A 23819-nucleotide genomic window follows, 5' to 3' on the forward strand; every position below is an offset into this window, starting at 1 on the left:
GGACGGCAGGATCCTCCTAGTATGCTACCTATCGAAGGGTCTCCTATTGTGTGCCCTAATTCGATCTGCCCTATGCCGCTTCGCGGCCACGGACCCGCATGATGGTCTGCCGGGTAGTCCCGAAGTCCCGCGCTAGCTGCGCCACTGGGACACCCTCGGCCAACTTCCGGCGCACCTCCTGCTGCTGCTCAGGGGAAAGCGCTGAAGGCCTGCCGAATGCCTTGCCATCGGCCTTGGCTCTGCGGATACCTGCATTGGTCCGCTCAATCAACAGGTCCCGCTCGAACTCTGCTACTGCTGCAAGGACCTGCATCGTCATCCGTCCTGCTGCGCTAGTCAGGTCAACACCACCGAGAGCGAGGCAGTGAACCCGGACACCTTCAGCGGCGAGGGCTTCCACCGTAGCACGGACATCCATCGCATTACGTCCAAGGCGGTCTAACTTCGTCACCACCAGAACATCACCGTATTCAAGCTTCTCACTTAGAGCCCTGAACTTCGGGCGATCCATTGCCGTGACGGACCCGGAGATATGTTCCGTGATGGTGCGTCGAGGCGTGAGCGCGAAGCCTGCGGCCTCAATCTCTCGGACTTGATTGTCTGTGGTCTGGTCGGTAGTGGACACGCGGCAGTAAGCGAAGACACGGGACATGATGATCTCTATGTACCAAAGGGATGTACGAATTATAGGTGGTGTACGAAATAATGCAAACCTTAGTTTCGTACATATGCCGCAAGGGGAGTACGCAAGTGATCCTCTTCGGACAGACCCGGCTTGGGTAGAATGCTCGAAACTTGGGGGATATAGGCGTGACAAATACAACGTGGTCGGTACTGCCTGAAGATTATTTAAAGTGCTTGGGTGAAATGATCTCCGTTCATTCGTTTGTGGAGATGCTCGTGTACACACTCTTTATGGATTGCTGCGGTCTCGATGAGGACTCTGCAAAGGTACTCATTGACAAAGGCAACCTAAAGCCTGCGCAGATGAAGGAAATCATATCGGCATTGCTAGAGCTTCGGCCATCCGACGATCCAGACGCGGACCGGGCTCTAAAGGCTGCGCTAGGTGATTACAAGCTCTTAACCGAAAAGCGCAATCAATTCGCCCACTGGCAATGGGGCATATCAAATCAAGGGCCTTCGGTAACCAATTTTCTGAAGCAGCGTCCCGGCGCTCAACCGACGATGCAACAGGTCTCTACCGAAGACTTGAAGTTTGTCATTGACGGACTTCGTTCGGTGGCGAATCGAATCATCGTGAATACGCCATCGGCACGCGCGGCAATGCCTAAGGAAATGAGGCAGATATTTGGGGGTATGGGGGGAGGTTCGCCTAGGTAAGGTCGAAGGGGAAGGTCTCACATTTTTTTTTGTCAAAATTTTGGACATGCAAAAAATGGAATCGGACGAGTCTACAAGGTCACTAATGAACTCCGCATTTGTTCGGACCATGCTGAATGACGCCGACCATCATGAGCAATGTGTGGCTGCGTTCAATGGCGAGTACCTTGCCTATTTGGGAAAGGACCGGGAGTTGATCGGCCAGATTTTGCTATCGCATCTGATAATTGAGAGATTTTTAGATCGGTACTTGGAGATTGCAAACCCTAATCTCAGCGTAAAACAAAGGGAGCGCATGGGGTTCGCAAAGAAGTGGGAGATAAAACGGTTGCCGCCTGGCAGCCTTCTTGAGTTGCATGGTGCTGGGGTGGTTGCCCTTAACGCGCTCCGAAATAAGGTTGCGCACGATCTGAGCGCCCATGTTGAGCCGTCTGATGTTGAACCAATTAAATCGTGCTTTGGCCCGTGGCATTTTGCCTCAGGAAGGCCAGAGCCACTCAGCGACATTCATTGGCTCGTCGCCTTCACACAGCATATTGCCTTTGTCCTTGATTCCCTCACGAAAGGTATTGTTCGCTACGGTGGTGCTGATGGATTGGATGGTTACGAAGCTTGGCTAATCGAGGCGGTAAGAACACCTGCCCGCTGACGAAAAGTGCTTAGGATGGAAAACCACAAATCCCATTGCCCTCCAATCCTTTGTCTTAGGATGGTCATATTGCCCTCACTTTGGCTAGCCACTCAGCCATCACTTTTAGGCTGTAGCCCTTCCCGTACTTAGATGCGATGTCTCTCGTAGCCCATCCCCCGATGGCCTGCCGTATGTCCTCGGGACACTGCACATCCCGGAGACGATCCGCCATCGTGTGGCGTAGCTCATGGGCTGTGTGATTCATGGCCTTACCGTCTACCTCCAGACTCCGAATCCACTTTGCAATGGTGTTGCTTGCATGCGTGGCCTTGGTCCCATCCGCCGAGGTGTAGCGGGGGAATGCGAATATCTGGCCCCTACGTGCGGCCTGCTTGACCCTCTGGGCGGCCCATAGCGCCATGCCCGCTAGGGGCACTGAACGGGCACTAGATGCGTTCTTGAGGGAGCGCCAAGGGTGAGGCTGAATAACGACGTGCGGGGTCTCAGCGTCCAACACGAGGTCATCCAAAGCTAGCCCAGTGATTTCCGCTAGACGTGCTCCGGTGTCACCCAGAATGGCAGTCAACCACCGGACATCATCATCCTTGGTCTTGCACGCATCGAAGAGCGTCCGCAGTTCTGCCCCTGTAAACGGCTCCCGCTTCTTCGCATCGCCACCATTCTCCGGGATCGGGATGCGGGTGAAGGGGTTAGGCTTGTCCGATTCTTTCTCGCGTAACCAAGTGCCGATGATTGCCCGGATCGTATTCATGTAGCGATTGACGGTGCCGGTCTTCACCCCACGGGCTATCTCAGCCGCGACATACTTATGCGCATCACTTCGTGACAGGTCTGCAATTGGCTTGTCTCCGACGACATCCGTCAGTGTCTTGAACACGAGCCGCGTATGTCCCTCAAAACGCTCGTCGGAGCGCTTCGGGTGGACCTGAAGATACAACTCAAGAGCATCCGTGAGGACAGGCTTCACGGTACCGGCAATGATTTGCGCTGCTTTGATTTCGACCGGGCTTAGGTACTCGCTGCCATCGGCATCCCGATAGGTCGCTTCGTCCCCGTCTGCGTAGCGCTCCCGCTTCTCATCGAGATGGTCGCGAAACAGTTCAACGGCATCAGCATCGTCTGGAGTCGGATCGGGAGACAGGCCCCACTTACGGAGCAACTCTATCGCTTGCCCTTGGATACTCTTCGGGGTCGCTTCGGGGTGGCCGCGCATGAGCGCCCATTCCGCTTCGAGTTCGCGATTAATCTGTTCGATCTTCCGTTTGGCGATCAGGACATCGCTAGTCCCTAGGCTGGTCTTCACCAGCTTGGCGGAGTAGCGGCCCTGTAAGTCTTTCGGGATTGCTCGCTGGTAGTAAATGACACCACCACGGAGGAAGGCATTTTTCAGAGACACGCGTAGGACACCGAGAGTCAACTTCATGAGGAGTATATCCCATAGGATTACCCCACAAACCTCATCGGTGCTGGCGTTAAGTTGCTGGAAACCCGCATGGATACTGGGATTTCGTGGTGCCCCTGGCCGGGATTGTGGTGCCCAGGGCCGGAATCGAACCGGCACGCCTTGCGGCGGGGGATTTTGAGTCCCCTGCGTCTACCAATTTCACCACCTGGGCAGGTGTGCGTGCACCGAACGGTGCCGCAGCGTGAGTCGTTCGAAGAACCTAGGGTTCACCGGACGAAGGCGAGATTATGACCGATATTTCCGTCGGCCACAAGCCCGCCGCGTTCGCCTGACATGGCCGCCGCTATCGGGCCCGCCGCGCCCCGGTTCGCCACGCCAATGTCAGGCATCGGGCGTCAGTCCGAGACGAACACGAACTTGCCGTTCTGAATCTGCCCCATCACACCGGCACGTTGATCCAGACCGACGTGGTCCTGCGCACTCAGGTTCATGATGCCGTTGGGAATCGCCAGGTTACGCGTCGACTCCAATGCGTCACGCAACGCCACACGGAACGCCGGGGTGCCCGGCGCCGCCAGCTTCGCAGCGCGCGGCACGGCGTCGTTGAGCAGATCCCATACGCCATATGCATCGGCCGCAAACTGTGTCACGGTGTCCGCGCCGTACTTCGCCTCGTACTTCTTCGTAAACGCCAGTGCCGCCGTGCGTGCCGGATGTCCGGCCGGCAGCGTCTTGGCGACGACGCCTGGTTGCGTCGGGAAGAGGGTGCCTTCGACGTCCTTGCCGCCGACACGCACGAAGTCGTACGTTGCGATGCCGTGCGTCTGGTAAATCTTGCCCGGATAACCTCGCTCCTGAAGCGTACGCTGCGGTAATGCCGCCGGCGTGCCCGAGCCCGCGACCAGAATCGCGTCCGGTCTGGCCGACATCAATTTCAGCGCCTGCCCCGTCACGCTCGTGTCCGTGCGGTTAAAGCGCTCCTGCGCGACGATCGTCAATTTACGCAACGCCGCGAACTTCGAGAACTCCTTGAGCCAACTGTCGCCGTACGCATCGGCGAAACCGATGAAGCCGACGGTCTTGACGCCATGGTTCGCCATATAACGCGTCATCACGTCGGCCATCGCGGAATCGTTGGCAGCCATCTTGAACGCCCAGCGACGCTTCGCGTCCTGCGGCTCCACGGCAACTGCCGATCCGATCAGCGTGATCATCGGCGTTTCCGCTTCGGAAATCGGGTCCAGCATGGCCAGCGCGCTCGGTGTGATGTTCGGGCCGACAATGACGTCCACCTTGTTCTCGCTGATGAGCTTGCGCGTGTTCTTCACGGCTGTGCCGGGATCGGAGGCGTCGTCCAGAAAGATGTAATGCGCCTTCTGGCCGCCGATCTGGTCAGGCCAGAGTTGCATGGCGTTCTTGCTGGCAATGCCGATGGCCGCTGCCGGTCCCGTCGACGACAGATCGATACCGACGGTCAGATCGGCTCTGGCGGCCGTCACAACACCGGTCAGGGTCAGAGCGAGCAGCACGCCCGACAGGCGAATGCCGCGAAGAGGTGAGCGCATGGGGTCTCCTTTGGGTCGAATCGCGTAAGCATACCGCACCGCCCGCATCTTACCCGCCGGAAAAAATACTTACCGTTTACCTCGGCCTCCCAGCCATCGGGCCCCGACCCTCGCCGTCTGTCCCATACGCTGCTCCCCACGTCGGATGAGTTCGATGAATTAAAAATTAATTTTGACGAAGCCTTACCATCTGATTTAGTGTTTTGTCGTTATTGATGTTTAATGAATAATGAAATGACAATTCAAGGGTAATTTAAATTACTTTTGTCTGGCTTTTGGGTGATGGATGCGGATTTAAATATCGTCGATTTCATTTTCGCGCCCCGGAGAGCGAACCGCCAATGCAGAGACTGTCGTGGGGGAAGGGCAGGGCAACGGCCTCCGGCAAACTGATGCCGCCGGCGCGAATCGCGAGTCGCCAAGCGCTGAAGCGTGCCGCTGGCTGCTGCCACATCCTGACACGAAGCACCGCCTGGCGGGGCTTTGCCGCGACCGTCGCGTTGTGCTGCGCCGTGCCGACGAGCGTCGCCTACGCCCAGACGGCGGATGCAACGTCCGCGGCTGCATCGTCCGATGTGCGCACTGCCACGAGCGCGAAATCGGATGCCATTGCGACACAGACGTCACGAAAGGTCGCCTGGCGCTCGCCCGACGATGGTGATTTCGATGCCAGCGATTTTCTGCTTAATCACCGCGGCGCATTGCCCGTGCCGATGATCATTACGGAGCCGGCTATCGGTTATGGCGGCGGCGTGGCGTTGATGTTCTTTTCCGAATCGATGGCCGATGTGGCGAGAAACGCCAAAGAAACCGGCGTCATGTCGCCGCCCAACATTACGGCAGTCGGAGGCCTGTATACGGAAAACGGCACGTGGGGCGCCGGGCTGATGCATTTTCATACGTGGGGCGGCGATTCGATCCGGTATCTCGGTGGCCTAGCCAAGGTGAACATGAAGACGGACTACTACGGTTTGTCGAATTCGCCGCGCTCTTATCAACTCAACGGTTGGCTGCTCGTGCAACAGGTGTTGTTTCGCATCGGCAAATCGCACTGGTTCGTCGGCCCGCGCTACACCTACTTCGATTCGAATACTCATTTCACAGGACAAATTGCGCAGGAGGTTGGCTTACCCGGCGTCCAGCGGCGCATCGGCAAGGTCGGTCTCGTGATCGACTACGACAGCCGCGACAACATGTTTTTCCCGGACAAGGGCAGTTATCTGGAGCTCGAGATCCAGGCGGCGCGTCCGTGGGCGGGCAGCTCACAGTCGTTCGAGACATACAACGGACGCGGCTACACATGGCTGCCGCTCGCGCGTGACTGGATTCTCGGCCTGCGACTGGACGGCCGCTTCTCGGCCGGCGACACACCGTTCTACGCACAGCCCTACGTGAAGCTGCGCGGCGTGCAGCAGGGCCGGTATCAGGACCAGAACGCCGCAATGGTGGAAGCCGAATTGCGCTGGAACGTCACGCCGCGCTGGGCCGTGCTCGGGTTCAGCGGGGCGGGGCGCGCATGGGGCAAATGGAAATCCTTCTCCGAAGCGGATGCCGTGGTTAGCGTCGGCGCGGGCTTTCGCTATCTGATTGCCGCCAAACTCGGGCTGGCCGTGGGTGTGGACGTGGCGCACAGCAAGGGTGAGAACGCTTTCTACATCCAGGTCGGCAGTGCGTGGCGCTGACGCCCGCTCGCCATCCATTCAACCGGTTAACGAGAACAAGGCGAGAACAAGGCTCCCTTATGCGGACGTTATTGCAGCCACGGCAGACCCGGCGGATGTGGCGAACTTCCGGCCGGACCGGTATCTGGTGCCTCATGGCCGGCGCGTTGGCGTGCCTGATCGCGGCACCTCGCGACGCCGCCGCCTGGGGGGCCGCCACGACGGGCGCCACGATGATCGCGCCGACGTCGATGGACGGCGGTGACGTCACGGCGCGTCGCGGCTGGTATCGCGGTGTGATCGGGCCGACGGCCACGCCCTCTCCCACTCCGGAACAAGAGGGTGCACCGTCGGCATCCGGCGCGCCGGATGACAGGGCGACGGCCAATGCCTCGGCATCGTCGAGCGGGGCGGCATCGCCCGATGCGGCAGTGCCGCCGCCCGCCACGCCGAAACATTGGGACCGCGCGTTGCCCTTCTTTGCGCAGCGTGTCATTGACCGAGGATACGATCTGCCCAACCCGTATGACGTCGGCTACTCGTATTTCAACGGCACCCAGCGCTATCAACTGAGCCATCTGATGGTCGGCGCGAACGGCAATGGACTGCACTCGGCCGACTTCGTCCAGTTCGAGCCGTCGCGCATTCGCAGCGAGTCGAACCAGTTCCAGTTGGGCGCGTGGCTGTTCCCCTTCATGAACGTCTACGCCATTGTGGGCAACGTGCGCGGCGGCGGCGACATCAACATCAATTTTTCGTCGCTCACCGCGCTCGAACAGTTCTTCGGGCTGAACATCGGCTGCGCAGGCAGGCGTCCCGCGCCCAATTGCGCCAATCCGATCAAGCTCCCCACAGCGCATGCCGATTACAGCGGCCATACGTATGGGGGCGGCTTCACGCTGGTCGGCACCTATGGCGACCTGTTCTTTTCACTGCCGGTGACCTACACCGTCTCCGACATTTCGATGTCGGAGTCGCTGATTCATTCGTGGAATATCTCGCCGCGCATCGGCTGGAACGTGCATCTCGGCTCGGCCGGTATTCTTACCCCCTATGTCGGCGCGAGGTGGTTTCGCACGAAGGCGGTCATAACCGGCCACTTCGATATCCCGATCGAGGCGGCTGGCGCTTCGAGTTCAAGCCGCGCGTGAACGTCCGGTTCGACGTGGGCTTCGGACGTCAGACGCGCGGCGTCTACTTTCAGATCAACGAGGCGTTCTAGCGCATCGTCCGCAAAGACCGGTACGCGTGCCTGCCGGCCCATCGGCCGGCAACCTCAAAGCTCGTAACTCTCGTGTTCGCCGCGCAATGCCTGTTCCACCAGCTTGCGGGTGAGGATCGGTGAAAGCAGCTCAACCATCGTGAACACGTAGCCGCGCAAATAGGCGCCCTGCTTGAGGGCGACGCGTGTCACGTTGGTGCCGAAGAGATGGCCCACCTGAATGGCCCGGAGATTGCGGTCGCGCTCCGGATCGAACGCCACGCCCGCCAGAATGCCCACCCCCAGCCCCAGTTCGACGTAGGTCTTGATGACGTCGGCGTCGATCGCTTCGAGCACGATGTCCGGCTGGACGTGACGCAGCGCGAAGGCCTGATCGATCTTGGCGCGCCCGGCGAACTGCGGGTCGTAAGTGATCATCGGGTACTTCGCCAGATCTTCAAGACCGACCGACGGCAGTTGCAGCAGGGGATGATCGGGGGGCACCACGGCCACGTGCTGCCACTGGTAGCACGGCAGCGACACGAGATCCTTATACCCGGCGATGGCCTCCGTGGCGATGGCCAGGTCCGCCTGATCGTGCAGCACCATCTCGGCGATCTGCGTCGGGCTGCCTTGCAGGATCGACAGGCGCACCTTCGGATAACGCTTCTTGAATTCGGCCACGGCATGAGGCAGCGAATAGCGCGCCTGCGTATGCGTGGTGGCGATGGTCAGGCTGCCCTGATCCTGGGCCGCGTAGTCCTTGCCGATCCGCTTGAGGCTTTCCACCTCCATGAGGATCCGCTCGACGGACTCGAAGATGATGCGCCCGGGCTCCGTCAGATTACGGATGCGCTTGCCATGACGGGCGAAGATGTCCACGCCGAGCTCTTCTTCAAGCTCGATGATGGCTTTGGATACGCCCGGCTGGGAGGTGAACAGTGCCTTGGCGGCCTCCGTCAGGTTGAAATTCTGACGGACGGCCTCGCGCACGAAACGGAACTGGTGCAGGTTCATTTGTATAACTTTAGAAAATATACAAACAATTTTTAATTCGTTTGAAGTATATAGCCTTTTCATTACAGTGGGGGCCACTGTTTCGATAACGTTATTCCCTACAGGCATTTAGGACCCACCAGGAACGTCATCCATGTCGCTGTGGCTCGAACCCCTTTCCGGATTTGGCGTCGGCCTGCTGGTCGGCATGACCGGTGTCGGCGGGGGCTCTCTGATGACGCCGCTGCTCACGCTCCTTCTGGGGTATGCCGCACCCGTCGCGGTAGGCACTGACCTGGCTTTTGCCGCCGTCACGAAGAGTTTCGGGACGGTGGCGCACCGCTCGCATGGCCATGTGAAATGGCACATCGTGCGACGGCTCACGCTCGGCGCATTGCCCGGGGCGCTGGTGACCATCCTGTTTCTGAAGCGCCTTGGCGGTATCGACGAAGCGGCGCTGCACGTCATCAAGCTGACGATTGCCGCTTCGGTGTTGCTTACGGTGCTCTCGCTGCTGTTCCGCGCCAGACTGCTGGCGACACTTCGTGCGCATCCCAACTGGCAACTGACGGGCCGTACGCAGGCGCTGGCCACCGTGCTGGTGGGAGCGGTCATTGGCGTGCTGGTCACGATTTCCTCGATTGGCGCCGGTGCCGTTGGCGCGACGCTGATCCTGATGCTTTACCCGCAGTTGGAACCGGCCGAAGTCGCCGGCACCGATATTGCCTACGCGGTACCGCTCACGGCGATTGCCGCGCTGGGCCATATCTGGCTCGAGACGGTGCACTGGGCACTGCTCGGCAGTCTGTTGATCGGCTCTCTGCCCGGAATCTGGCTGGGCGCGAAGCTCACCCGTCATCTGCCCGAGCGCATCGTGCGCGGGGCGCTGGCGGCGACGCTCACGCTCGCGGCAGTCAAGCTGGCCGGCTGACGCCCCACATAAACCAAGGAGTTCGCGAGATGCGAAACGAATCCCGCCGGGACCCCACCCCGGCTGCCGTGCCGTCGAACGTTGCCGATGCCGAGCATCAGGACATGGCGCTGCTCGACGAAATGGAAGCGGTGCTGGCCGAGCGTCTTGCCCGCATCGCCGGTTCGCATCGCCATGTGAAGTTCGCGAGCAGCCTCGCCGCGGAAGACATGCTGCTCACGCACATGATCCTGCGTCAGCGACTGCCGATCACCATCTTCACCCTCAATACCGGGCGTCTGCATGACGAGACGCTCGGCATGATCGACAAGATCAAGGCGCGCTACGGGTACGACGTCGTGCAGTACGCACCGCAAGCCGACGCGGTCGAGAAGTATGTCGCCGAACACGGCGCGAACGCGTTTTACGAAAGCGTCGATCTGCGCAAGGCCTGCTGTCAGATCCGCAAGGTCGAACCGCTGGGCCGCGCGCTCGCCGACGCCGATGCCTGGCTCACCGGCCAGCGCCGCGAACAATCGGTCACGCGTGGCGAACTCGCCTTTGCGGAGCAAGACGACGCGCGCGGTATCGCCAAGTACAACCCGCTGTTCGACTGGACCGAAGCCCAAGTGTGGGCCTACCTGACCGCACGCGACGTGCCGGTCAACCCGCTGCATGCGCGCGGCTATCCGAGCATCGGCTGCGAGCCGTGCACGCGCGCCATTCGCCCCGGCGAAGACAGCCGGGCGGGACGCTGGTGGTGGGAGTCGCGCGACAGCAAGGAGTGCGGATTGCACGCGAGCAATCTGAGCAAGATCCCCGTCTCGGTGCAGCCGGGCTGACGCAGGGGAGCGCGGTGGCGGACACGGGCCCGTCTGCCGCACAACAAGACGGAACGCGGTGTGCCCGCCGGTCGAATGCGGCGGCGGGGCATCGAAGCCAATCGAATCTCGGAACAACTCGGAATCGTCAAGGAAGGGAACACTATGGGTGCGATGCACGAAGTCGCGCAGGCCAATGGCTCGCGAATGGATCATCTGGACTGGCTCGAAGCCGAATCGATGTACATCCTGCGTGAGGTCGTGGCGGAGTGCCGCAAGCCCGCGCTGTTGTTCTCGGGCGGCAAGGATTCGGTCGTGGTGCTGCATCTGGCGCTCAAGGCGTTCGGTCTCGGCCCGAATCGCAAGACCGAACTGCCGTTCCCGCTGGTGCACATCGACACCGGCCACAACTATCCGGAAGTGATCGAGTTCCGTGACCGTCACGCCAGGGCGCTCGGCGCCGAGCTGGTTGTGGGCCATGTGGAGGATTCGATTGCGCGCGGCACCGTGCGTCTGCGTCGGGAGAACGATTCGCGTAACGCCGCACAGGCGGTCACGTTGCTCGAAACCATCGACGAACACGGTTACGACGCGATGATCGGCGGCGCCCGCCGCGACGAGGAAAAGGCGCGTGCGAAGGAGCGCATCTTCTCGTTTCGCGACGAATTCGGTCAGTGGGACCCGAAGGCCCAGCGCCCCGAACTGTGGCACCTGTTCAACGCCCGTCTGCACAAGGGCGAGCATCTGCGCGTGTTCCCGATCTCGAACTGGACCGAACTGGACGTGTGGCAATACATCGCTCGCGAAAACCTCGATCTGCCGTCGATCTACTACTCGCACGAGCGCGAAATCGTGCGCCGCAACGGCCTGCTCGTGCCGGTCACGCCGCTTACGCCGAAGCTGGAGGGCGAGTCGAGCGAACTGGCGCACGTGCGCTTCCGTACGGTCGGCGACATCAGCTGCACATGCCCGGTGGCCAGCGTTGCGTCGAGCCCGGTGGAGATCATCGCCGAGACGGCGGTGACGGACATCACCGAGCGCGGCGCCACCCGCATGGACGATCAGACGTCGGAGGCGGCGATGGAGCAGCGCAAGAAGCAAGGGTATTTCTGATTCGCTACTTCGGGTAGCCATCGGAGCCACGTTCAGAGACACCGGCCCCGCGGGCGACGCAACATCGTCGCTCCGGGCCACGCAATCGAGTTGAAAAGATCATGAGCCTCACCCCGCATCAGGAAGACCTCGGCGTGCTGCGTTTCATCACGGCAGGTAGCGTCGACGACGGCAAGAGCACGCTGATCGGCCGTCTGCTGTACGACAGCAAGTCGGTGCTGACCGACCAGCTTTCCGCACTGGCGCGTGCCAAGAACAAGCGCACCGCCGGCGAGGACATCGATTTCTCGCTGCTCACCGATGGCCTCGAAGCCGAGCGCGAGCAGGGCATCACCATCGACGTCGCCTATCGCTACTTCACCACGGCGCGCCGCAAGTTCATCATTGCCGACACGCCAGGCCACGAGCAGTACACGCGCAACATGGTCACGGGTGCATCGACTGCGCACGCCGCCATCATTCTGGTCGATGCCACGCGCGTGACCGAAGTCGACGGCCGCACCGAACTGCTCGCACAGACCAAGCGCCACAGCGCCATCGTGAAACTGCTCGGCCTGCAGCACGTGATCGTCGCCATCAACAAGATGGATCTGGTCGATTACAGCGAGACGGTGTTCGACAATATTCGCGCCGCGTATCTGGAGCTCTCGCAGCGCCTCGGTCTGCAAGACGTGCGCTTCGTGCCGGTGTCCGCGCTCAAGGGCGACAACATCGTGTACGCGAGCGAGCGTATGCCCTGGTATCAGGACGAACCCCTGCTCGACGTGCTCGAATCGCTGCCGGTCGCGCAAACGGGCGGCGAACTTCGCTTCCCGGTGCAACTGGTCGCGCGTCAGGACGGCTCGCACGCCGACGATTTTCGCGGCTACATGGGCCGCGTGGAATCGGGCTCCGTGCGCGTCGGTCAGTCGCTGCGCGTGCTGCCCGCGGGCCGCACGGCGACCGTGGCGGAAATCATCGGTCCGCATGGCCTGCTCGAAGAGGCGTTCGCGGGCCAGTGCGTGACGATCCGTCTGAGCGAAGACGTGGACGTGTCGCGCGGCGACACCCTTGTCGGTGCGGACTCGGTGCTGGAGCCGTCGCGCAAACTCACGGCGGACGTGTGCTGGTTCGACGAAGATGCCCTTGCGCCCCAGCGCAAGTACCTGCTCAAGCAAGCCACCAGCACGGTGTACGTGAAGGTCGGCGGCGTGGATACGGTGCTCGACGTGAGCACGCTTTTGCACGGCACGGACAAGACGACGCTTGCCATGAACGACATCGGCCGCGTGCAACTGACCCTGCAAAAGCCGGTGGCCGCCGATACGTACGACGTCAACCCGGCCACGGGCGCCTTCGTGCTGATCGATGAAGCGACGCATCACACCGTCGCCGCTGGCATGATTCGCGCACTGGCGGCCTGACGATGCCGGGCAAGGTCTATCTGGTAGGCGCCGGACCGGGCGCCGTCGATCTGATCACGGTGCGCGGTGCCCGCTTGCTCGCGCAGGCGGATGTGGTGCTTCACGACGCACTGGTCGAGCCGGAAATGCTCGCACTGTGCCCGCAAGCGAAGCTCGTCGCGGTGGGCAAGCGCTGCGGCAAGCTCTCCAGCGCGCAGCAGTTCATCAACAAGCAACTGATCGATCATGCCCGCACGCATTCGCTTGTCGTGCGTTTGAAGGGCGGCGACCCGATGCTGTTCGGCCGCGCCGACGAAGAACTGCGGGCGCTCGAAGCGGCGGGCATCGAGGTCGAAGTCGTGCCGGGCATTACGGCGGCACTGGCCAGCGCCGCAACGCTTGGGCGCTCGCTCACGCTGCGCGGCGTGTCGCGAAGCGTCGCATTCGCCACGCAAAGCCGTGCGCCCGAATCGGCCGACATCACAACGCAGGCGCGCGCCGATTCGCTCGTCTACTACATGGGCCGCGATGCGGCACAACGCATCGCTGCGGACCTGATCGCGGCGGGCAAGCCCGCGTCGACGCCTGTGGCCATCGTGGAGGCGGCGACCACGCCCCGCGAGCGCCGGCTGTTCCTCACGCTCGGCGACCTGAGCGAAGGGCGCGCCGCCGCGTGGTTCGACGCGTCGCAACCGAGTGTTCTGCTCATCGGTGAAGTCTTCGCCGGCGCGCGCGCCGAGGGGCTCGCGCGCAGTGCACAGCACGCGGCCTGAGGCGGGACTCGCGGGCGTTTGCCGCGCACCCGCCAACATCGCACCCGGCACTCCCGATACTTCTCTCGCGCTGTTTCGGTGCCGGTTGCGTCGCTTCATCACACGTCGAACGCTTCGCGCAGCGGGATGATTTCCTCGACGTTGTTCAGCCAGTTCATGTTCGCCAGATAGTCGATGTCCAGTTCTGCGGCTTCGATCGCCAGTGTCGTGGTGGGGCGCGCAATGCCATACGTCTGCGCCATGGCGTCCAGATGCGTTTTCACGATGCCGATGAGAGCTTCGAGGTCGTTGTGGATCACCAGCCCGACGTTGGGGTCCATGAAGTAGTACTGCGCGACACCCGATTCGTCGAAGCTGCGGCCGAGCAACAAGGTGCGGGTGCCGGCGGTCAGCTCAAAGGCGCGGCGGGTGTCGGACGGTCCTTCGAAGACATCGATCAGTCTTCGGCTCGGGGCGATCCCGAACGGCTTCGGCAGGTATGGCACCGAGGCTTCGCCCAGTTCTCCCAGGTCCTGCATGAAACTCTCCGAGACAATCGGCGGCAGCCGCGCCATGCCATTGAAGCGCGTGGCGATGGTGTGGACCGGACCATAATGGGCGGCCAGGGCGGTGGCGCGTGTCAACCCCGTGCGGACGTGACTGAAATACGTGCGCGGACGCTGCGTGATCGCGAGATAGCGCGCGCCAATGTTATGCGCCTCTTCGGCGAGCGCACTGATCGCGCTGCACAGGCCGGCCTCCACGGCGTTCTCGACTTCATCGATACGGCCCGCGAGCGTGCCCAACCGTTCGCGGTCCTGCTCGGCGCTGTCCATGAATTCGAGCTTGAGCAGACGCAGATACCATTGGCGCGCTGCCGCCGCTTCGGGCAGCGCAGCGGCGGGGCCGGCTGCCACCGCCCGGCGAGCCTGCTGGAACAGCGCGTCGCGCGAGTCGCGCAGGGCGTCGTGCCGCGCGCGAAACCCCTGATCGATCCGCCACGCGATAAAGGGATCGTCCAGCGGTGGCGTCGTCCCGGCCGGTTGCGTTACCGTACGCCAGTGTCCGCCGGACGTGAGCCGCATGAGCGGGCCGGGCTTGGCCGGCCGCCGCGCGTCGGCCCGGGGCGAAACCGCACGGAAGAACCCGGTCTGCATGTCGAACTCGACGTAGGCACGCGTCATGCGATCGACGCCCGCATACAGTTGTCCATTTCCTCGGTAGAGCCCCGGGATGAGCGACTCCGACGCGATCGGCTTGTCCATCACGAAGTAGCGATATTTGGCGTCGCCGGTGAGCAGGCCAAGCGTGCGGTACTGTGCTGCCGCGATGCCTTGTGCGCCGATGGCCGACAGTAACGATTGCCATCCCTGATTCCTCAGTTCGGAATCTCCGTCCGCTGCCGCGACCGCCAAGCCAAGCACGCCCACGCCCGCGTCGGCGACGGACAGCCCGAGACTCGCCATGCGCGCGCCCGGCACGAACCAGGTCGCCACCCCGAATGCAAGATCGATATGCGACAACGTGCGCATGAGCAGCAGGGCGGTGCGCGAGCGCGAGGCAGGCGTGGGGGTCTCCGTGGCCGTATGCCGCTGGGATTCGTAGGCGGCTTCGAGCAGCGTGAAGGTGTCGACGGGGGCGGTTTCGCTTCTGGTGTCCGCATCGATCCGGGAGCCGGCAAGATCGTCCGCCGTCATTGTTGCGTTGGTGTGCAGCGCGCCGAGCAGCCGTTTTCGCCCCGCGGCGTTCTGAGTCTGCGCGGCGTACCAGCGAACGAGCGCGCCGCGGTCGTTGAAGCCATGCACGGTGAGCCCGTCGTCGTACAGCGCAATGAGCAACAACGGATCGCGGCCGTCGACCGATACCGTCATGAGGTTGGTGTCGTGTCCCATTACGCGCAGCCATTCGCGCCGTGCGTTCGGCGCGTCGATCTCGAGAGAGAGCGAGGCATCCGCCAGACGCCGCAGTTCGATCGGCCCGGCGACTCTGGCAGCCAGGTTGACCTGTTCGACGGACATGTGGCGCGTGGCGCGTTGCCACCACACCTGTGCGAGGAATTCGGACTTGACGACCTTGCGAACGTCGGCGCGGGCGTGGTGCCAGAACGTGTCGTAGGCTCGTATCAGCCTGCCGATGAACGCTTCGTTGGACTCCGCATTTAACAGGGTGCTCGCACTGAGCGGCCGCGCGTGCGGAAAGGTCCTCAGCGTCATGGAGCGCAATTTGCCGTCGGCGTCGCGCTCGAACAGGCCCTGGCCGTCGTCGACCCGAGCGCCGGGGACTTCGAGCATATGCACCACGGCGTCGGTGACCGGCAAGGCCGAGTGCTTGCCCTCGATCATCACGTAGACGCGCTCGGGGTCCGCGTGGATGTACCCCAATTGCGCCAGTCGTTCGGCGGCGAACCCATTGGCTTCATGCCGAAGCCGGGGCACTGCCGCGGAGACCCGGTTACGGAGGGACTGGAGATGGGTGACGTCGTGAACTTCGGTCGCCGACATCAGCGTCGCTGCCCCGGGCAGGCGCCGGCCAAGCACCGCATAGGTACTGCGCAACTCGCGAACGCCGGCTTCGGTCTGCGCGGCGTCGGCGCCGGCGAGCCAGCGCCGCTATGCCGCGATACGCGCCCCGGTGCCGGCGGCTGCAGCGGACAGGGGCGTGTCCGCGCGCACGACGTCGAGAATCGTATGGCTTGTCAGCTCCGCGAGGCTGGCGCCTCTGCCGTCCTGCAGTGCCGCAGAGACGGCCCCGATCCGTGCGCGCTGCGCGGCGACTGCCGGCAGCCGCTGGGCCAGTCGATCGCCAAGGCCCGCGACGTTGTTACGCACGTCCTCCAGCAAGGCCTGGGGGGAGTCGAATCCTCGCCATGCCATCGGATCGCCTCGCATGTAGAGCAACGTCGTGCCGTTCATCGGCCGTTCGCACAGAACGGCGACGCCCGCGGCGGCTTCGCGGTGCGCCTTGCCGGCATCCGTGAACGCGAGCGTCAGCCGATAGGCGCGCGGCGCGGCTGGCGAGTTGGCATGAGCGGACGAAGCAGACGATGCCGACGAAGCAGCCCCGGCCCTGCTCAACTCGCGCATGCCCAGCAGCAGCGCACGCCGTGTGAGCAAACCATTGTCATAGGCAAGCGCAAGATCGCTCGCGGCGAGCCCTGTCACCAGCCGGGTCGTGAGCGGGGAAACGGCAAGTTCCGCCACAGACCCGGGGAGTGTCCACTGCACGCGGGTCGCGTTCCGGCAGGCGTCGCGCTAGTCCGTGACCAGTGCGTGAAAGCGCTCGGCGCCCATGAGCGAGGGCGTCTCGTATATGGCGCCGGCCGGTGTGGGCAGGCAGACGTCGAAGCTAACGCCATCGCGAGGGCTCACAATATCGAGTTTGCCCTCGGCGATCTCGCGTGCGGCAACGAGTAACGGCCAGTATCTGACTTTCACGAGGCGCTGGTGGTTTGCCGTACGTGAGTGCCGTCTCAGCGTCAGCTCGGACAGATTGACGCCCGCGAGTTCCGGCCGCGACGCGAGACGCGCTTCGAACAACGCTTCTTCGGAGACGGGCGGCTCGAAGTGAAGCAGGGCTTCGAACCGGTGACTCAGTTCCCCGTGAAGCGCGGCGCGTTGCCGCCAGACGTTGGCCGATTCGGTGAGCCGCTTGATTTCCGGCGACGGCCGGGGCAGGGCGGTCGTGGTGTTCGACTGCGCCGGTAAGGACGAGACGAGCGTCGTCCAGATTTCCCGGTCTGCCGGGAGCGATGCCCCTTGCGCACCGGGCAGCAAAGGTATCTGCACGTACGTGCTCACATACTCCAGCACGCTGAGAATGCGCCCCGGCAAGCCGGCGCCCATGGCGCTCATCTGCCGGGATATCTCCGCAAGCACGTGGCCTGCGGTATGCAGCGAGGTCTCGATTCGCCCGCGAGAGCCGGTCGATGAGACGCCGCGCGAGAGGTCTGCGCCTTGGGACGTGGCGCCGCGCGGTGTGGACCCCGGCTCGAATGGCGTAGCGAGACGCGGGCAGAGCGGCGCGGGCAGGGCATTATACAGCGAGCCGGCATACACCATGGCGAGCAGCCACCCGGTCTTTCCCGACCGGGTGAAGTTCAGGGCGGGCGTCGCCATGGCGGATTCCCGCATGATGGCGGGATCGACATCGTAGGCCGGAAGGCCGCGCGCATCATGTCCGGAGCCGAGCCAGCGAAAGTCCTGCAACGCGCGGAGGATGCTGTCACGCCACCGGCGAAAGTCATGACGCCATTCGCCGCCCACCCGGCATGTGCCGGGGGCCCGCACGCCGGCCCGCACCAGAGACCTTTCGAGGCTGCGCAGGGTCGAATTTCTGAACAGATAGTCGAAAATGTCCTCGACAGTCTCGGAAGGCGCGAGCGCGCCCAGTCTTTCGGCCAGCATGGTGAGGCAGCAGGCGCCGAGCACTGGCTGGGATTCGGTCAGCTGGGCCAGACGATCGATTCTCTCGATGTCCAGACAGGCGAGCACTTCGGGGGGCACGCCCCGCTCGGCGAGCGACAGCAACAAACCCAGGGCGGGGCCGGACTCGACCGGTTCGTCGAGTATGCCGCACGCTGTCTCGGCGAGGTCGCCGAACTGCTGGATCGTGTGCGCACGTATCGCTTCATGTCTTGCTTCGTCGCCGCCAGTGCGGTCGACGAACACCATTCCCGGTGAAGGGGCAACAATGTTGAGCATGGGAGACGCTCCAGTGGACGCCGGAATCGACGGCGGGACGTGCGGGATCGATCAGCGCATGGCACAAGGCCGTTCCTGCACCGCCAGTCTGTTCGGGACAGAGGTGCAACAGCTTGCAGAATGTGTTCAACGTGCGGGCGGCAAGCGACGTCAGGACAGGGAGGGAACGTCGCCGCGACGCGGAGGCGGTGGTGGAGGAAGCGGTGGAGGAAGCGGTGGAGGAAGCGGTGGAGGAAGCGGACGGGGCGGGCGGCGTGGCACGAGGCCGGCTCGTCCAGGTGTTCAGGTGCGGTCGAGTTCGTTCGCGCAGTAGGTCGCGAGCGCATGCAGCACGGCGTCGTCTTCGCCGATAGCGGCGCTTACGCGAATCTTCACGCCGGGCCAGGCCGCGCGGCACGCGTCGGCGAGCGCCGGCAGATCGCGCCGGACATGACCGCCCTGACCGAGAAACACCGGTACGACGGTAATCGTCTCGCTACCCTGACGCACGAGGCCCGCTATGGCGTCGCCGAGATTCGGCGTCATGAGTTCGAGAAACGCGAGGCTCACGTCGGCGTCCGGGCGCTGCGCGCGCAGCTTGTCGCGCAGGCGCTCGAACGGTTCGGCCCAGCGCGGGTCGCGCGAGCCGTGAGCGAAGAGAACGATGCCGGGTTTGCCGCTCATCGGCATGGCCTCAATGCTTATCTACCCAGCGCAACGCCCCGATGGCGAGCACCAGATAGAGCAACGACGGTAACGCCGCCGTGAACCACGCCGGCCAGGTGTTGAGCAGCCCCAGATGCGAGAACAGATTGTTGAGCAACTGGAAGCTCATGCCGAGCATGATGCCGCCGAACACCTTCAGGCCGATGGCCCCGGCACGGGCGTGCAGATAGGCGAACGGCAATGCCAGCGCCATCATCACGAACACGGCGAACGGATATAGCAGCTTTTGCCAGAGCGCGAGATTGTAGCGGTCCGTGTTCTGCTGGTTTTCCTTCAGGTGGCCGATGTAGCGATAGAGGCTGCCGATTGCCATGTTGTCGGGCGAGACCATCAGCACGGACAGGATCTGGGGCGTGAGCTCCGAGCGCATCTGCACCGAGTCGATGTGCACCTGCTTGCTCTGCACAAGGGCGCGCAGCGGGTCGTCGCTGGTTGTGGCGTCTGCCGTTGCGGTGAAGACCGTCTCGGACACATCGGTCAACTTCCAGAAATTCGGGGCGTCGAACTGTCCCAGCTTGGCCAGGCGCACACTGTCGAGTCGCAACTTGTCGTCGAACTCGTAGATGCGCACGTTCGCGATGGAGTTATCGGGGTTGAGCGTGCCCACGTTGATGAAGCGGGTGACGCGCTGGCCGTCCTGATCCACGGTGTCCTTGACCCAGACACCTGAGCGAAAGCCCGCCGACACCGAACTGCCCAGCGCTTCGAGACGGATCTTCTGGGCGAGCTGTTCGGCGTTCGGGGCGATGTACTCGCCGATGACGAACGTAATGAGCACCACAGGGAAACCGATCTTGAGCAGCGAGCGCAACGCCTGTCCCGTCGACAGACCGGAGACGCGGAAGATCGTGAATTCCGAATTGCCGGCCAGTTGCGCGCAGACGTAGATGGCGGCAATCAGCGAGGCGACCGGAATGATTTCATACATGCGCTGCGGTGCGAACAGCAGCACATAGGCCAGCGCATGCTGGAAGCGGTAGCCGCCCCGGCCGACGTCGCCGAGTTCGCTCACCAGATCGAAGAAGACGAACAGGCCGACGAAGGCGAGCAAAACGAAGAGGAACGCCAGATAGATCTGGCGCGCAAAGTATTTCTCGTAGACGCGCATCAGCGAACCCCTCCCGATGCGCGCATGCCGTCGGCGCCGTTGTTACGGCGCCGCCCGAACAGTCCGCGAAAGCGCACGCGGCGCACGTAAAGCAGCACGATGATCGTCAACGCGAGCGCGTGAAGCAGCCAGACGCCGATGGCCAGCGGCAGACGCTCCTGCGCCACCCAGGCCTGCGAGAGGCTCAACAGGTTGGTGTACGCGAGATAGATGAGCACGGCCATCACGAGGTTGACGGTGCGGCCATGACGCGGGTTCTGATACGCCAGCGGCACCGCGAGCAGCACCAGGGCGAGGGCGAGCAGCGGCAGGCCGACACGCCAGACGATTTCGCCGCGGAAGATCGGGTTCTGAATTTCACGGAACAGACGCGCCGTGGGCACCCCCTTGGTCGGCGTATTGTCGACATCGGTCGCCGTCGGATTGTCGATCTTCACACCGTAGCGCTCGAACTCCATCACACGGTAGTCGGGCTGGCCGGGCACCCCGTCGTAGCGGCGGCCTTTTTCCAGCACGATGTAGCGATTGCCGTCCTTGGCGGTTTCGATGTGGCCGTCTTTCGAGACGACGACGTTGACCTTGCCGTTTTCCGTGCCGGAGACGAACACGTTATGGACTTTGGTGGCGTCGCCCGAAACCGTCTCGACGAAGAACACGCGATGGCTCGCCGCGCTCTCGCGAAACTGGCCGGGGGAGATCATGGAGACATCGTCGCGCTGGGCGAAGCGGGCTTCGAGCGCCGAAATCTGCTGGTTCGCCCATGGCCATGCGACCAGTGCGCAGAACGTTACGACAGCCAGATACGGCGCGGCGAAGCGCAACACCGGCTTGATGAAATCGGTGATCGACAGACCCGAGGCGAACCACACGACCATTTCGGAGTCGCGGTACCACCGGGTGAGCACGAACAGAATCGAGACGAACAGCGTCACGATCAGAATGACGGCGAGGTAGCCGATCACGGCCAGGCCGATGAGCACGAGCACGTCGCGCGGATCGGCTTTCCCCGACGCGGCGAAGCCCAGGATGCGGATCATCATGGTGGTGAGCATGACGGTGATCAGCACCATGAAGACGGCCCCGGCGGTGTAGTTCAGCTCGCGCTGCAGGGAACGCTGAAAAATCATGTGATGACGGTTGGGTGCTCTCGCGGTTGGGCGAGCGCGGAAAAAAGCGGATAATTGCGGCTCGTACGAATTTTACCCGAGGAAAGCGCGATGGACTTTAGCACAAAAGCCTTCGATTCGACCAAGGCGGGCCAAGCCGGTCTCGCCAACGCAAAGACCGAATGTCTGGTGGTTGGCGTGTTCGAGCAGCAGCCGCTCGCAGGACTCGCCAAGGCGCTCGACGCCGCGAGCAAGGGCCTGCTCGCGCGCATGGTCAAGCGCGGCGAACTCGACGGCAAGCTCGGCAGCACCCTGATGCTGCACGAAGTCGCCGGATGGAGCCCGGCACGTGTGCTGTTCGTCGGTCTGGGGCGCGAAGACCAGCTCTCGCAGAAGCACTTCAACGAAGCCTCGCGCGCCGCCGTGCGCGCCGTGCTGGCCTCGCGCGCGACGGATGCCCTGTGGACCCTGCCGCAGGCGAAGGTCGTCAACCAGGACGCCGCCTGGGCCGTGCGAGCCTCGGTACTCGCCCTGCGCGACGCGACCTACCGCTTCACCCAGATGAAGAGCAAGGTCGACGCCGCCAATACGGCGCTGCGCAAGGTCGTCTTCCCGGTCGCACCGGACGACCTGAAAGCGGTCAGGCTGGCCACAAAGCAAGGCGAAGCGATCGCCAACGGCATGACGCTCACCAAGGACCTCGGCAACCTGCCGGGCAACGTGTGCACGCCGACCTACCTGGCCGACACGGCGCGCAAGCTCGCCCGCGAGTTCAAGCTCAAGTCGGAAATCCTCGGCCCGAAGCAGATCGAAGCGCTCAAGATGGGATCGTTCCTGTCGGTGGCGCGCGGCTCGGTTCAGCCGCCGCAGTTCATCGTCCTCAAATATGAAGGCGGCAGCGCCAAGCAGGCGCCGATCGTGCTCGTGGGCAAGGGCGTGACGTTCGACACCGGCGGTATCTCGCTCAAGCCGGGCCAGGGCATGGACGAGATGAAGTACGACATGTGCGGCGCGGGCTCCGTGCTCGGCACGATCCGTGCGGTGGCCGAGATGGGCCTCAAGCTCAATGTCGTCGCCATTGTGCCGGCGACCGAGAACATGCCGAGCGGCCAGGCGACGAAGCCCGGCGATGTGGTCACGAGCATGTCCGGCCAGACCATCGAGGTGCTCAATACCGACGCGGAAGGCCGCCTGATTCTGTGCGATGCGCTCACCTACGCGGAACGCTTCAAGCCGGCGGCGGTGATCGACGTCGCCACGCTCACCGGCGCCTGCATCATCGCGCTCGGCCATGTTAACTCGGGGCTGTTCTCGAAGAGCGATGCGCTGGCCGACGAACTGCTGGCAGCGGGCCGTACGACGGGCGACACTGCCTGGCGTCTGCCGGTCGAAGACGAATATCAGGAACAGCTCAAGTCGAACTTCGCGGATGTGGCGAACATCGGCGGACGTCCGGCCGGCAGCGTGACGGCGGCTTGCTTCCTGTCGCGCTTCACCGAGAAGTACGAATGGGCGCACCTGGACATTGCGGGTACGGCATGGAAGAGCGGTGCGGCCAAGGGCGCGACGGGCCGTCCGGTGCCGTTGCTCACGCAATTCCTGATCGATCGCGAAGCCCGGTGACCCGCGTCGACTTCCATACGCATGTGGCGAACCGGCTCCAATACGCGTGCCGGTTCGCGCGCAAGGTCTACGGGGCCGGGCAGACGCTCGTGGTCGTGGGCGAGCTCGACGTGCTGCGCGCGTTCGACCAGACCTTGTGGACGTTTTCACCATTGGAGTTCGTGCCGCATTGCTTCACCGGCGACGCGCTTGCCGCGAAGACGCCGGTCGTGCTCGCCGCACCGCACGAGGAGGCGCAGCATCATCAGGTGCTGCTCAATCTCGCCGCCAGCATTCCAACGCACTTCGCGCGTTTCGAGCGCGTGGTGGAGATCGTCGGCGACTCGCCGCAGGATCTGGCGGGCGCGCGCGAGCGCTATCGCTTCTACCGCGACCGCGGTTACACCCTGAACAATTACGACCAACGAGGTTGACCGTGACGAACGAGTCCGAGCGCAACGACCCCGGCATTCCCACGCTGACCGAAGTGCTCGTGACCGGCGAAGCGCCGCCCGGCGTGTCTTCGGACGAGGCTGCGCCTGCGGCCGCCCAGGGCGTGCCGGCCGACGTGGCGGTGTTCGCCGAGCGCGTGAGCGCCCGGCTCACGCTGCAACTGGCCGACGAGATTACGACGATGGTCGAGCGCCGTTGTCACGACGCGTTGATCGATCAGACATCGTGGCTGGTGCAACTGATCGGCAAGCAGGTCGCCGACGCCTTGCAGGCCCAACTGCCGGCGCGCATCCGGCAGGCGGTCATCGAAGAGGTTGCGAAGCAGGTTCGCAGTCAGGGGTGA

Annotated in this window: 22 protein-coding genes and 1 tRNA gene; 12 read left to right on the forward strand and 11 right to left on the reverse strand. The window is 63.2% G+C overall.

Features of this window, described 5'->3' with window-relative positions:
• Nucleotides 1-70: 70 nt before the first annotated feature.
• On the reverse strand, nucleotides 71-652 hold the full coding sequence (locus tag AB870_RS05650) for a recombinase family protein (RefSeq protein WP_047907268.1): 582 nt from the start codon (nucleotides 650-652) through the stop codon (nucleotides 71-73).
• Nucleotides 653-810: 158 nt separating this feature from the next.
• Here AB870_RS05650 and AB870_RS05655 point away from each other — a divergent pair, with 158 nt between their 5' ends.
• Nucleotides 811-1344 (forward strand): hypothetical protein, encoded by a 534-nt coding sequence (locus tag AB870_RS05655; protein WP_147291614.1) that lies wholly within the window; start codon nucleotides 811-813, stop codon nucleotides 1342-1344.
• An 85-nt stretch (nucleotides 1345-1429) separates the two neighbouring features.
• The gene (locus AB870_RS05660) at nucleotides 1430-1993 is read left to right on the forward strand and encodes a hypothetical protein (protein WP_167362679.1); all 564 of its coding nucleotides are present in this window, start codon (nucleotides 1430-1432) and stop codon (nucleotides 1991-1993) included.
• 64 nt (nucleotides 1994-2057) lie between these two features.
• Here the strand turns inward: AB870_RS05660 and AB870_RS05665 are convergent, their stop codons facing one another.
• From AB870_RS05665 to AB870_RS05675, 3 genes are all read right to left on the reverse strand, one after another.
• On the reverse strand, nucleotides 2058-3419 hold the full coding sequence (locus AB870_RS05665) for a DUF6538 domain-containing protein (protein WP_047907270.1): 1362 nt from the start codon (nucleotides 3417-3419) through the stop codon (nucleotides 2058-2060).
• Nucleotides 3420-3527: 108 nt separating this feature from the next.
• Nucleotides 3528-3612: transfer RNA gene (locus tag AB870_RS05670), tRNA-Leu, on the reverse strand.
• A gap of 184 nt (nucleotides 3613-3796) precedes the next feature.
• On the reverse strand, nucleotides 3797-4966 hold the full coding sequence (locus tag AB870_RS05675; RefSeq protein WP_174554714.1) for an ABC transporter substrate-binding protein: 1170 nt from the start codon (nucleotides 4964-4966) through the stop codon (nucleotides 3797-3799).
• A 341-nt stretch (nucleotides 4967-5307) separates the two neighbouring features.
• Between AB870_RS05675 and AB870_RS05680 the strand changes: the two genes are divergently transcribed.
• Nucleotides 5308-6648, forward strand: a complete 1341-nt coding sequence (locus AB870_RS05680; protein WP_237170063.1) for a BamA/TamA family outer membrane protein — start codon at nucleotides 5308-5310, stop codon at nucleotides 6646-6648.
• Nucleotides 6649-6743: 95 nt separating this feature from the next.
• Nucleotides 6744-7778: a hypothetical protein gene (locus tag AB870_RS05685; protein WP_157112252.1), complete on the forward strand. Its 1035-nt coding sequence runs from the start codon at nucleotides 6744-6746 to the stop codon at nucleotides 7776-7778.
• Between the two features lie 125 nt (nucleotides 7779-7903).
• On the opposite strand, the gene AB870_RS05690 is transcribed toward AB870_RS05685, so the two are convergent.
• On the reverse strand, nucleotides 7904-8845 hold the full coding sequence (locus AB870_RS05690) for a CysB family HTH-type transcriptional regulator (protein WP_047907271.1): 942 nt from the start codon (nucleotides 8843-8845) through the stop codon (nucleotides 7904-7906).
• A 133-nt stretch (nucleotides 8846-8978) separates the two neighbouring features.
• Here AB870_RS05690 and AB870_RS05695 point away from each other — a divergent pair, with 133 nt between their 5' ends.
• The 5 genes from AB870_RS05695 (at nucleotide 8979) to cobA (ending at nucleotide 13823) form a co-directional block, all read left to right on the forward strand.
• Nucleotides 8979-9755, forward strand: coding sequence for a sulfite exporter TauE/SafE family protein (locus AB870_RS05695; protein WP_047907272.1), 777 nt, complete (start codon nucleotides 8979-8981; stop codon nucleotides 9753-9755).
• 104 nt (nucleotides 9756-9859) lie between these two features.
• A complete protein-coding gene (locus AB870_RS05700; protein WP_047908846.1) occupies nucleotides 9860-10576 on the forward strand; it encodes a phosphoadenylyl-sulfate reductase in 717 nt (238 codons plus the stop codon).
• A gap of 144 nt (nucleotides 10577-10720) precedes the next feature.
• Nucleotides 10721-11668, forward strand: a complete 948-nt coding sequence (cysD, locus tag AB870_RS05705) for a sulfate adenylyltransferase subunit CysD (RefSeq protein ID WP_047907273.1) — start codon at nucleotides 10721-10723, stop codon at nucleotides 11666-11668.
• A gap of 101 nt (nucleotides 11669-11769) precedes the next feature.
• Nucleotides 11770-13071 carry a sulfate adenylyltransferase subunit 1 gene (locus AB870_RS05710; RefSeq protein WP_047907274.1) on the forward strand — a complete coding sequence of 434 codons (1302 nt, stop codon included), beginning with the start codon at nucleotides 11770-11772 and terminating at the stop codon, nucleotides 13069-13071.
• Nucleotides 13072-13073: 2 nt separating this feature from the next.
• A complete protein-coding gene (cobA, locus tag AB870_RS05715) occupies nucleotides 13074-13823 on the forward strand; it encodes a uroporphyrinogen-III C-methyltransferase (protein ID WP_047907275.1) in 750 nt (249 codons plus the stop codon).
• 98 nt (nucleotides 13824-13921) lie between these two features.
• On the opposite strand, the gene AB870_RS05720 is transcribed toward cobA, so the two are convergent.
• From AB870_RS05720 to lptF, 6 genes are all read right to left on the reverse strand, one after another.
• Complete coding sequence (locus AB870_RS05720; RefSeq protein WP_047907276.1) at nucleotides 13922-16357, reverse strand: dermonecrotic toxin domain-containing protein; 2436 nt, start codon at nucleotides 16355-16357, stop codon at nucleotides 13922-13924.
• A gap of 54 nt (nucleotides 16358-16411) precedes the next feature.
• Nucleotides 16412-17026 (reverse strand): dermonecrotic toxin domain-containing protein, encoded by a 615-nt coding sequence (locus AB870_RS05725; RefSeq protein WP_157112253.1) that lies wholly within the window; start codon nucleotides 17024-17026, stop codon nucleotides 16412-16414.
• Nucleotides 17027-17053: 27 nt separating this feature from the next.
• Entirely contained in the window at nucleotides 17054-18502 is a 1449-nt protein-coding gene (locus AB870_RS05730; RefSeq protein WP_071386844.1) for a hypothetical protein, read from the reverse strand.
• Between the two features lie 282 nt (nucleotides 18503-18784).
• Complete coding sequence (locus AB870_RS05735; RefSeq protein WP_047908847.1) at nucleotides 18785-19165, reverse strand: sirohydrochlorin chelatase; 381 nt, start codon at nucleotides 19163-19165, stop codon at nucleotides 18785-18787.
• A 10-nt stretch (nucleotides 19166-19175) separates the two neighbouring features.
• On the reverse strand, nucleotides 19176-20315 hold the full coding sequence (gene lptG / locus AB870_RS05740) for an LPS export ABC transporter permease LptG (RefSeq protein WP_047907279.1): 1140 nt from the start codon (nucleotides 20313-20315) through the stop codon (nucleotides 19176-19178).
• Nucleotides 20315-21442: an LPS export ABC transporter permease LptF gene (gene lptF, locus AB870_RS05745; protein WP_047907280.1), complete on the reverse strand. Its 1128-nt coding sequence runs from the start codon at nucleotides 21440-21442 to the stop codon at nucleotides 20315-20317. The genes lptG and lptF overlap by 1 nt, the downstream gene beginning before the upstream one ends.
• A gap of 90 nt (nucleotides 21443-21532) precedes the next feature.
• Between lptF and AB870_RS05750 the strand changes: the two genes are divergently transcribed.
• The 3 genes from AB870_RS05750 to AB870_RS05760 are packed head-to-tail and all read left to right on the forward strand — an operon-like array spanning nucleotide 21533 to nucleotide 23819.
• A complete protein-coding gene (locus AB870_RS05750) occupies nucleotides 21533-23044 on the forward strand; it encodes a leucyl aminopeptidase (RefSeq protein WP_047907281.1) in 1512 nt (503 codons plus the stop codon).
• Nucleotides 23041-23457, forward strand: a complete 417-nt coding sequence (locus tag AB870_RS05755; RefSeq protein ID WP_047907282.1) for a DNA polymerase III subunit chi — start codon at nucleotides 23041-23043, stop codon at nucleotides 23455-23457. Before AB870_RS05750 ends, AB870_RS05755 begins: the two co-directional genes overlap by 4 nt.
• Before the next feature lie 2 nt (nucleotides 23458-23459).
• Nucleotides 23460-23819 carry a DUF2486 family protein gene (locus AB870_RS05760; protein WP_053059586.1) on the forward strand — a complete coding sequence of 120 codons (360 nt, stop codon included), beginning with the start codon at nucleotides 23460-23462 and terminating at the stop codon, nucleotides 23817-23819.

The sequence above is a fragment of the Pandoraea faecigallinarum genome (assembly GCF_001029105.3).
In the GTDB taxonomy this organism is placed as follows: domain Bacteria; phylum Pseudomonadota; class Gammaproteobacteria; order Burkholderiales; family Burkholderiaceae; genus Pandoraea; species Pandoraea faecigallinarum.

Excerpts from the sequence above, each read along its gene's own strand:
- AB870_RS05710 (WP_047907274.1), top strand. The coding sequence starts at position 11,770 with ATGAGCCTCACCCCGCATCAGGAAGACCTCGGCGTGCTGCGTTTCATC.
- AB870_RS05650 (WP_047907268.1), bottom strand. The coding sequence starts at position 652 with ATGTCCCGTGTCTTCGCTTACTGCCGCGTGTCCACTACCGACCAGACC.
- AB870_RS05730 (WP_071386844.1), bottom strand. The coding sequence starts at position 18,502 with ATGCTCAACATTGTTGCCCCTTCACCGGGAATGGTGTTCGTCGACCGC.
- AB870_RS05735 (WP_047908847.1), bottom strand. The coding sequence starts at position 19,165 with ATGAGCGGCAAACCCGGCATCGTTCTCTTCGCTCACGGCTCGCGCGAC.
- AB870_RS05690 (WP_047907271.1), bottom strand. The coding sequence starts at position 8,845 with ATGAACCTGCACCAGTTCCGTTTCGTGCGCGAGGCCGTCCGTCAGAAT.
- lptF (WP_047907280.1), bottom strand. The coding sequence starts at position 21,442 with ATGATTTTTCAGCGTTCCCTGCAGCGCGAGCTGAACTACACCGCCGGG.
- AB870_RS05750 (WP_047907281.1), top strand. The coding sequence starts at position 21,533 with ATGGACTTTAGCACAAAAGCCTTCGATTCGACCAAGGCGGGCCAAGCC.
- AB870_RS05700 (WP_047908846.1), top strand. The coding sequence starts at position 9,860 with ATGGCGCTGCTCGACGAAATGGAAGCGGTGCTGGCCGAGCGTCTTGCC.
- AB870_RS05665 (WP_047907270.1), bottom strand. The coding sequence starts at position 3,419 with ATGAAGTTGACTCTCGGTGTCCTACGCGTGTCTCTGAAAAATGCCTTC.
- AB870_RS05695 (WP_047907272.1), top strand. The coding sequence starts at position 8,979 with ATGTCGCTGTGGCTCGAACCCCTTTCCGGATTTGGCGTCGGCCTGCTG.
- lptG (WP_047907279.1), bottom strand. The coding sequence starts at position 20,315 with ATGCGCGTCTACGAGAAATACTTTGCGCGCCAGATCTATCTGGCGTTC.
- cysD (WP_047907273.1), top strand. The coding sequence starts at position 10,721 with ATGGGTGCGATGCACGAAGTCGCGCAGGCCAATGGCTCGCGAATGGAT.
- AB870_RS05680 (WP_237170063.1), top strand. The coding sequence starts at position 5,308 with ATGCAGAGACTGTCGTGGGGGAAGGGCAGGGCAACGGCCTCCGGCAAA.
- AB870_RS05660 (WP_167362679.1), top strand. The coding sequence starts at position 1,430 with ATGAACTCCGCATTTGTTCGGACCATGCTGAATGACGCCGACCATCAT.
- AB870_RS05685 (WP_157112252.1), top strand. The coding sequence starts at position 6,744 with ATGTGGCGAACTTCCGGCCGGACCGGTATCTGGTGCCTCATGGCCGGC.
- AB870_RS05675 (WP_174554714.1), bottom strand. The coding sequence starts at position 4,966 with ATGCGCTCACCTCTTCGCGGCATTCGCCTGTCGGGCGTGCTGCTCGCT.
- cobA (WP_047907275.1), top strand. The coding sequence starts at position 13,074 with ATGCCGGGCAAGGTCTATCTGGTAGGCGCCGGACCGGGCGCCGTCGAT.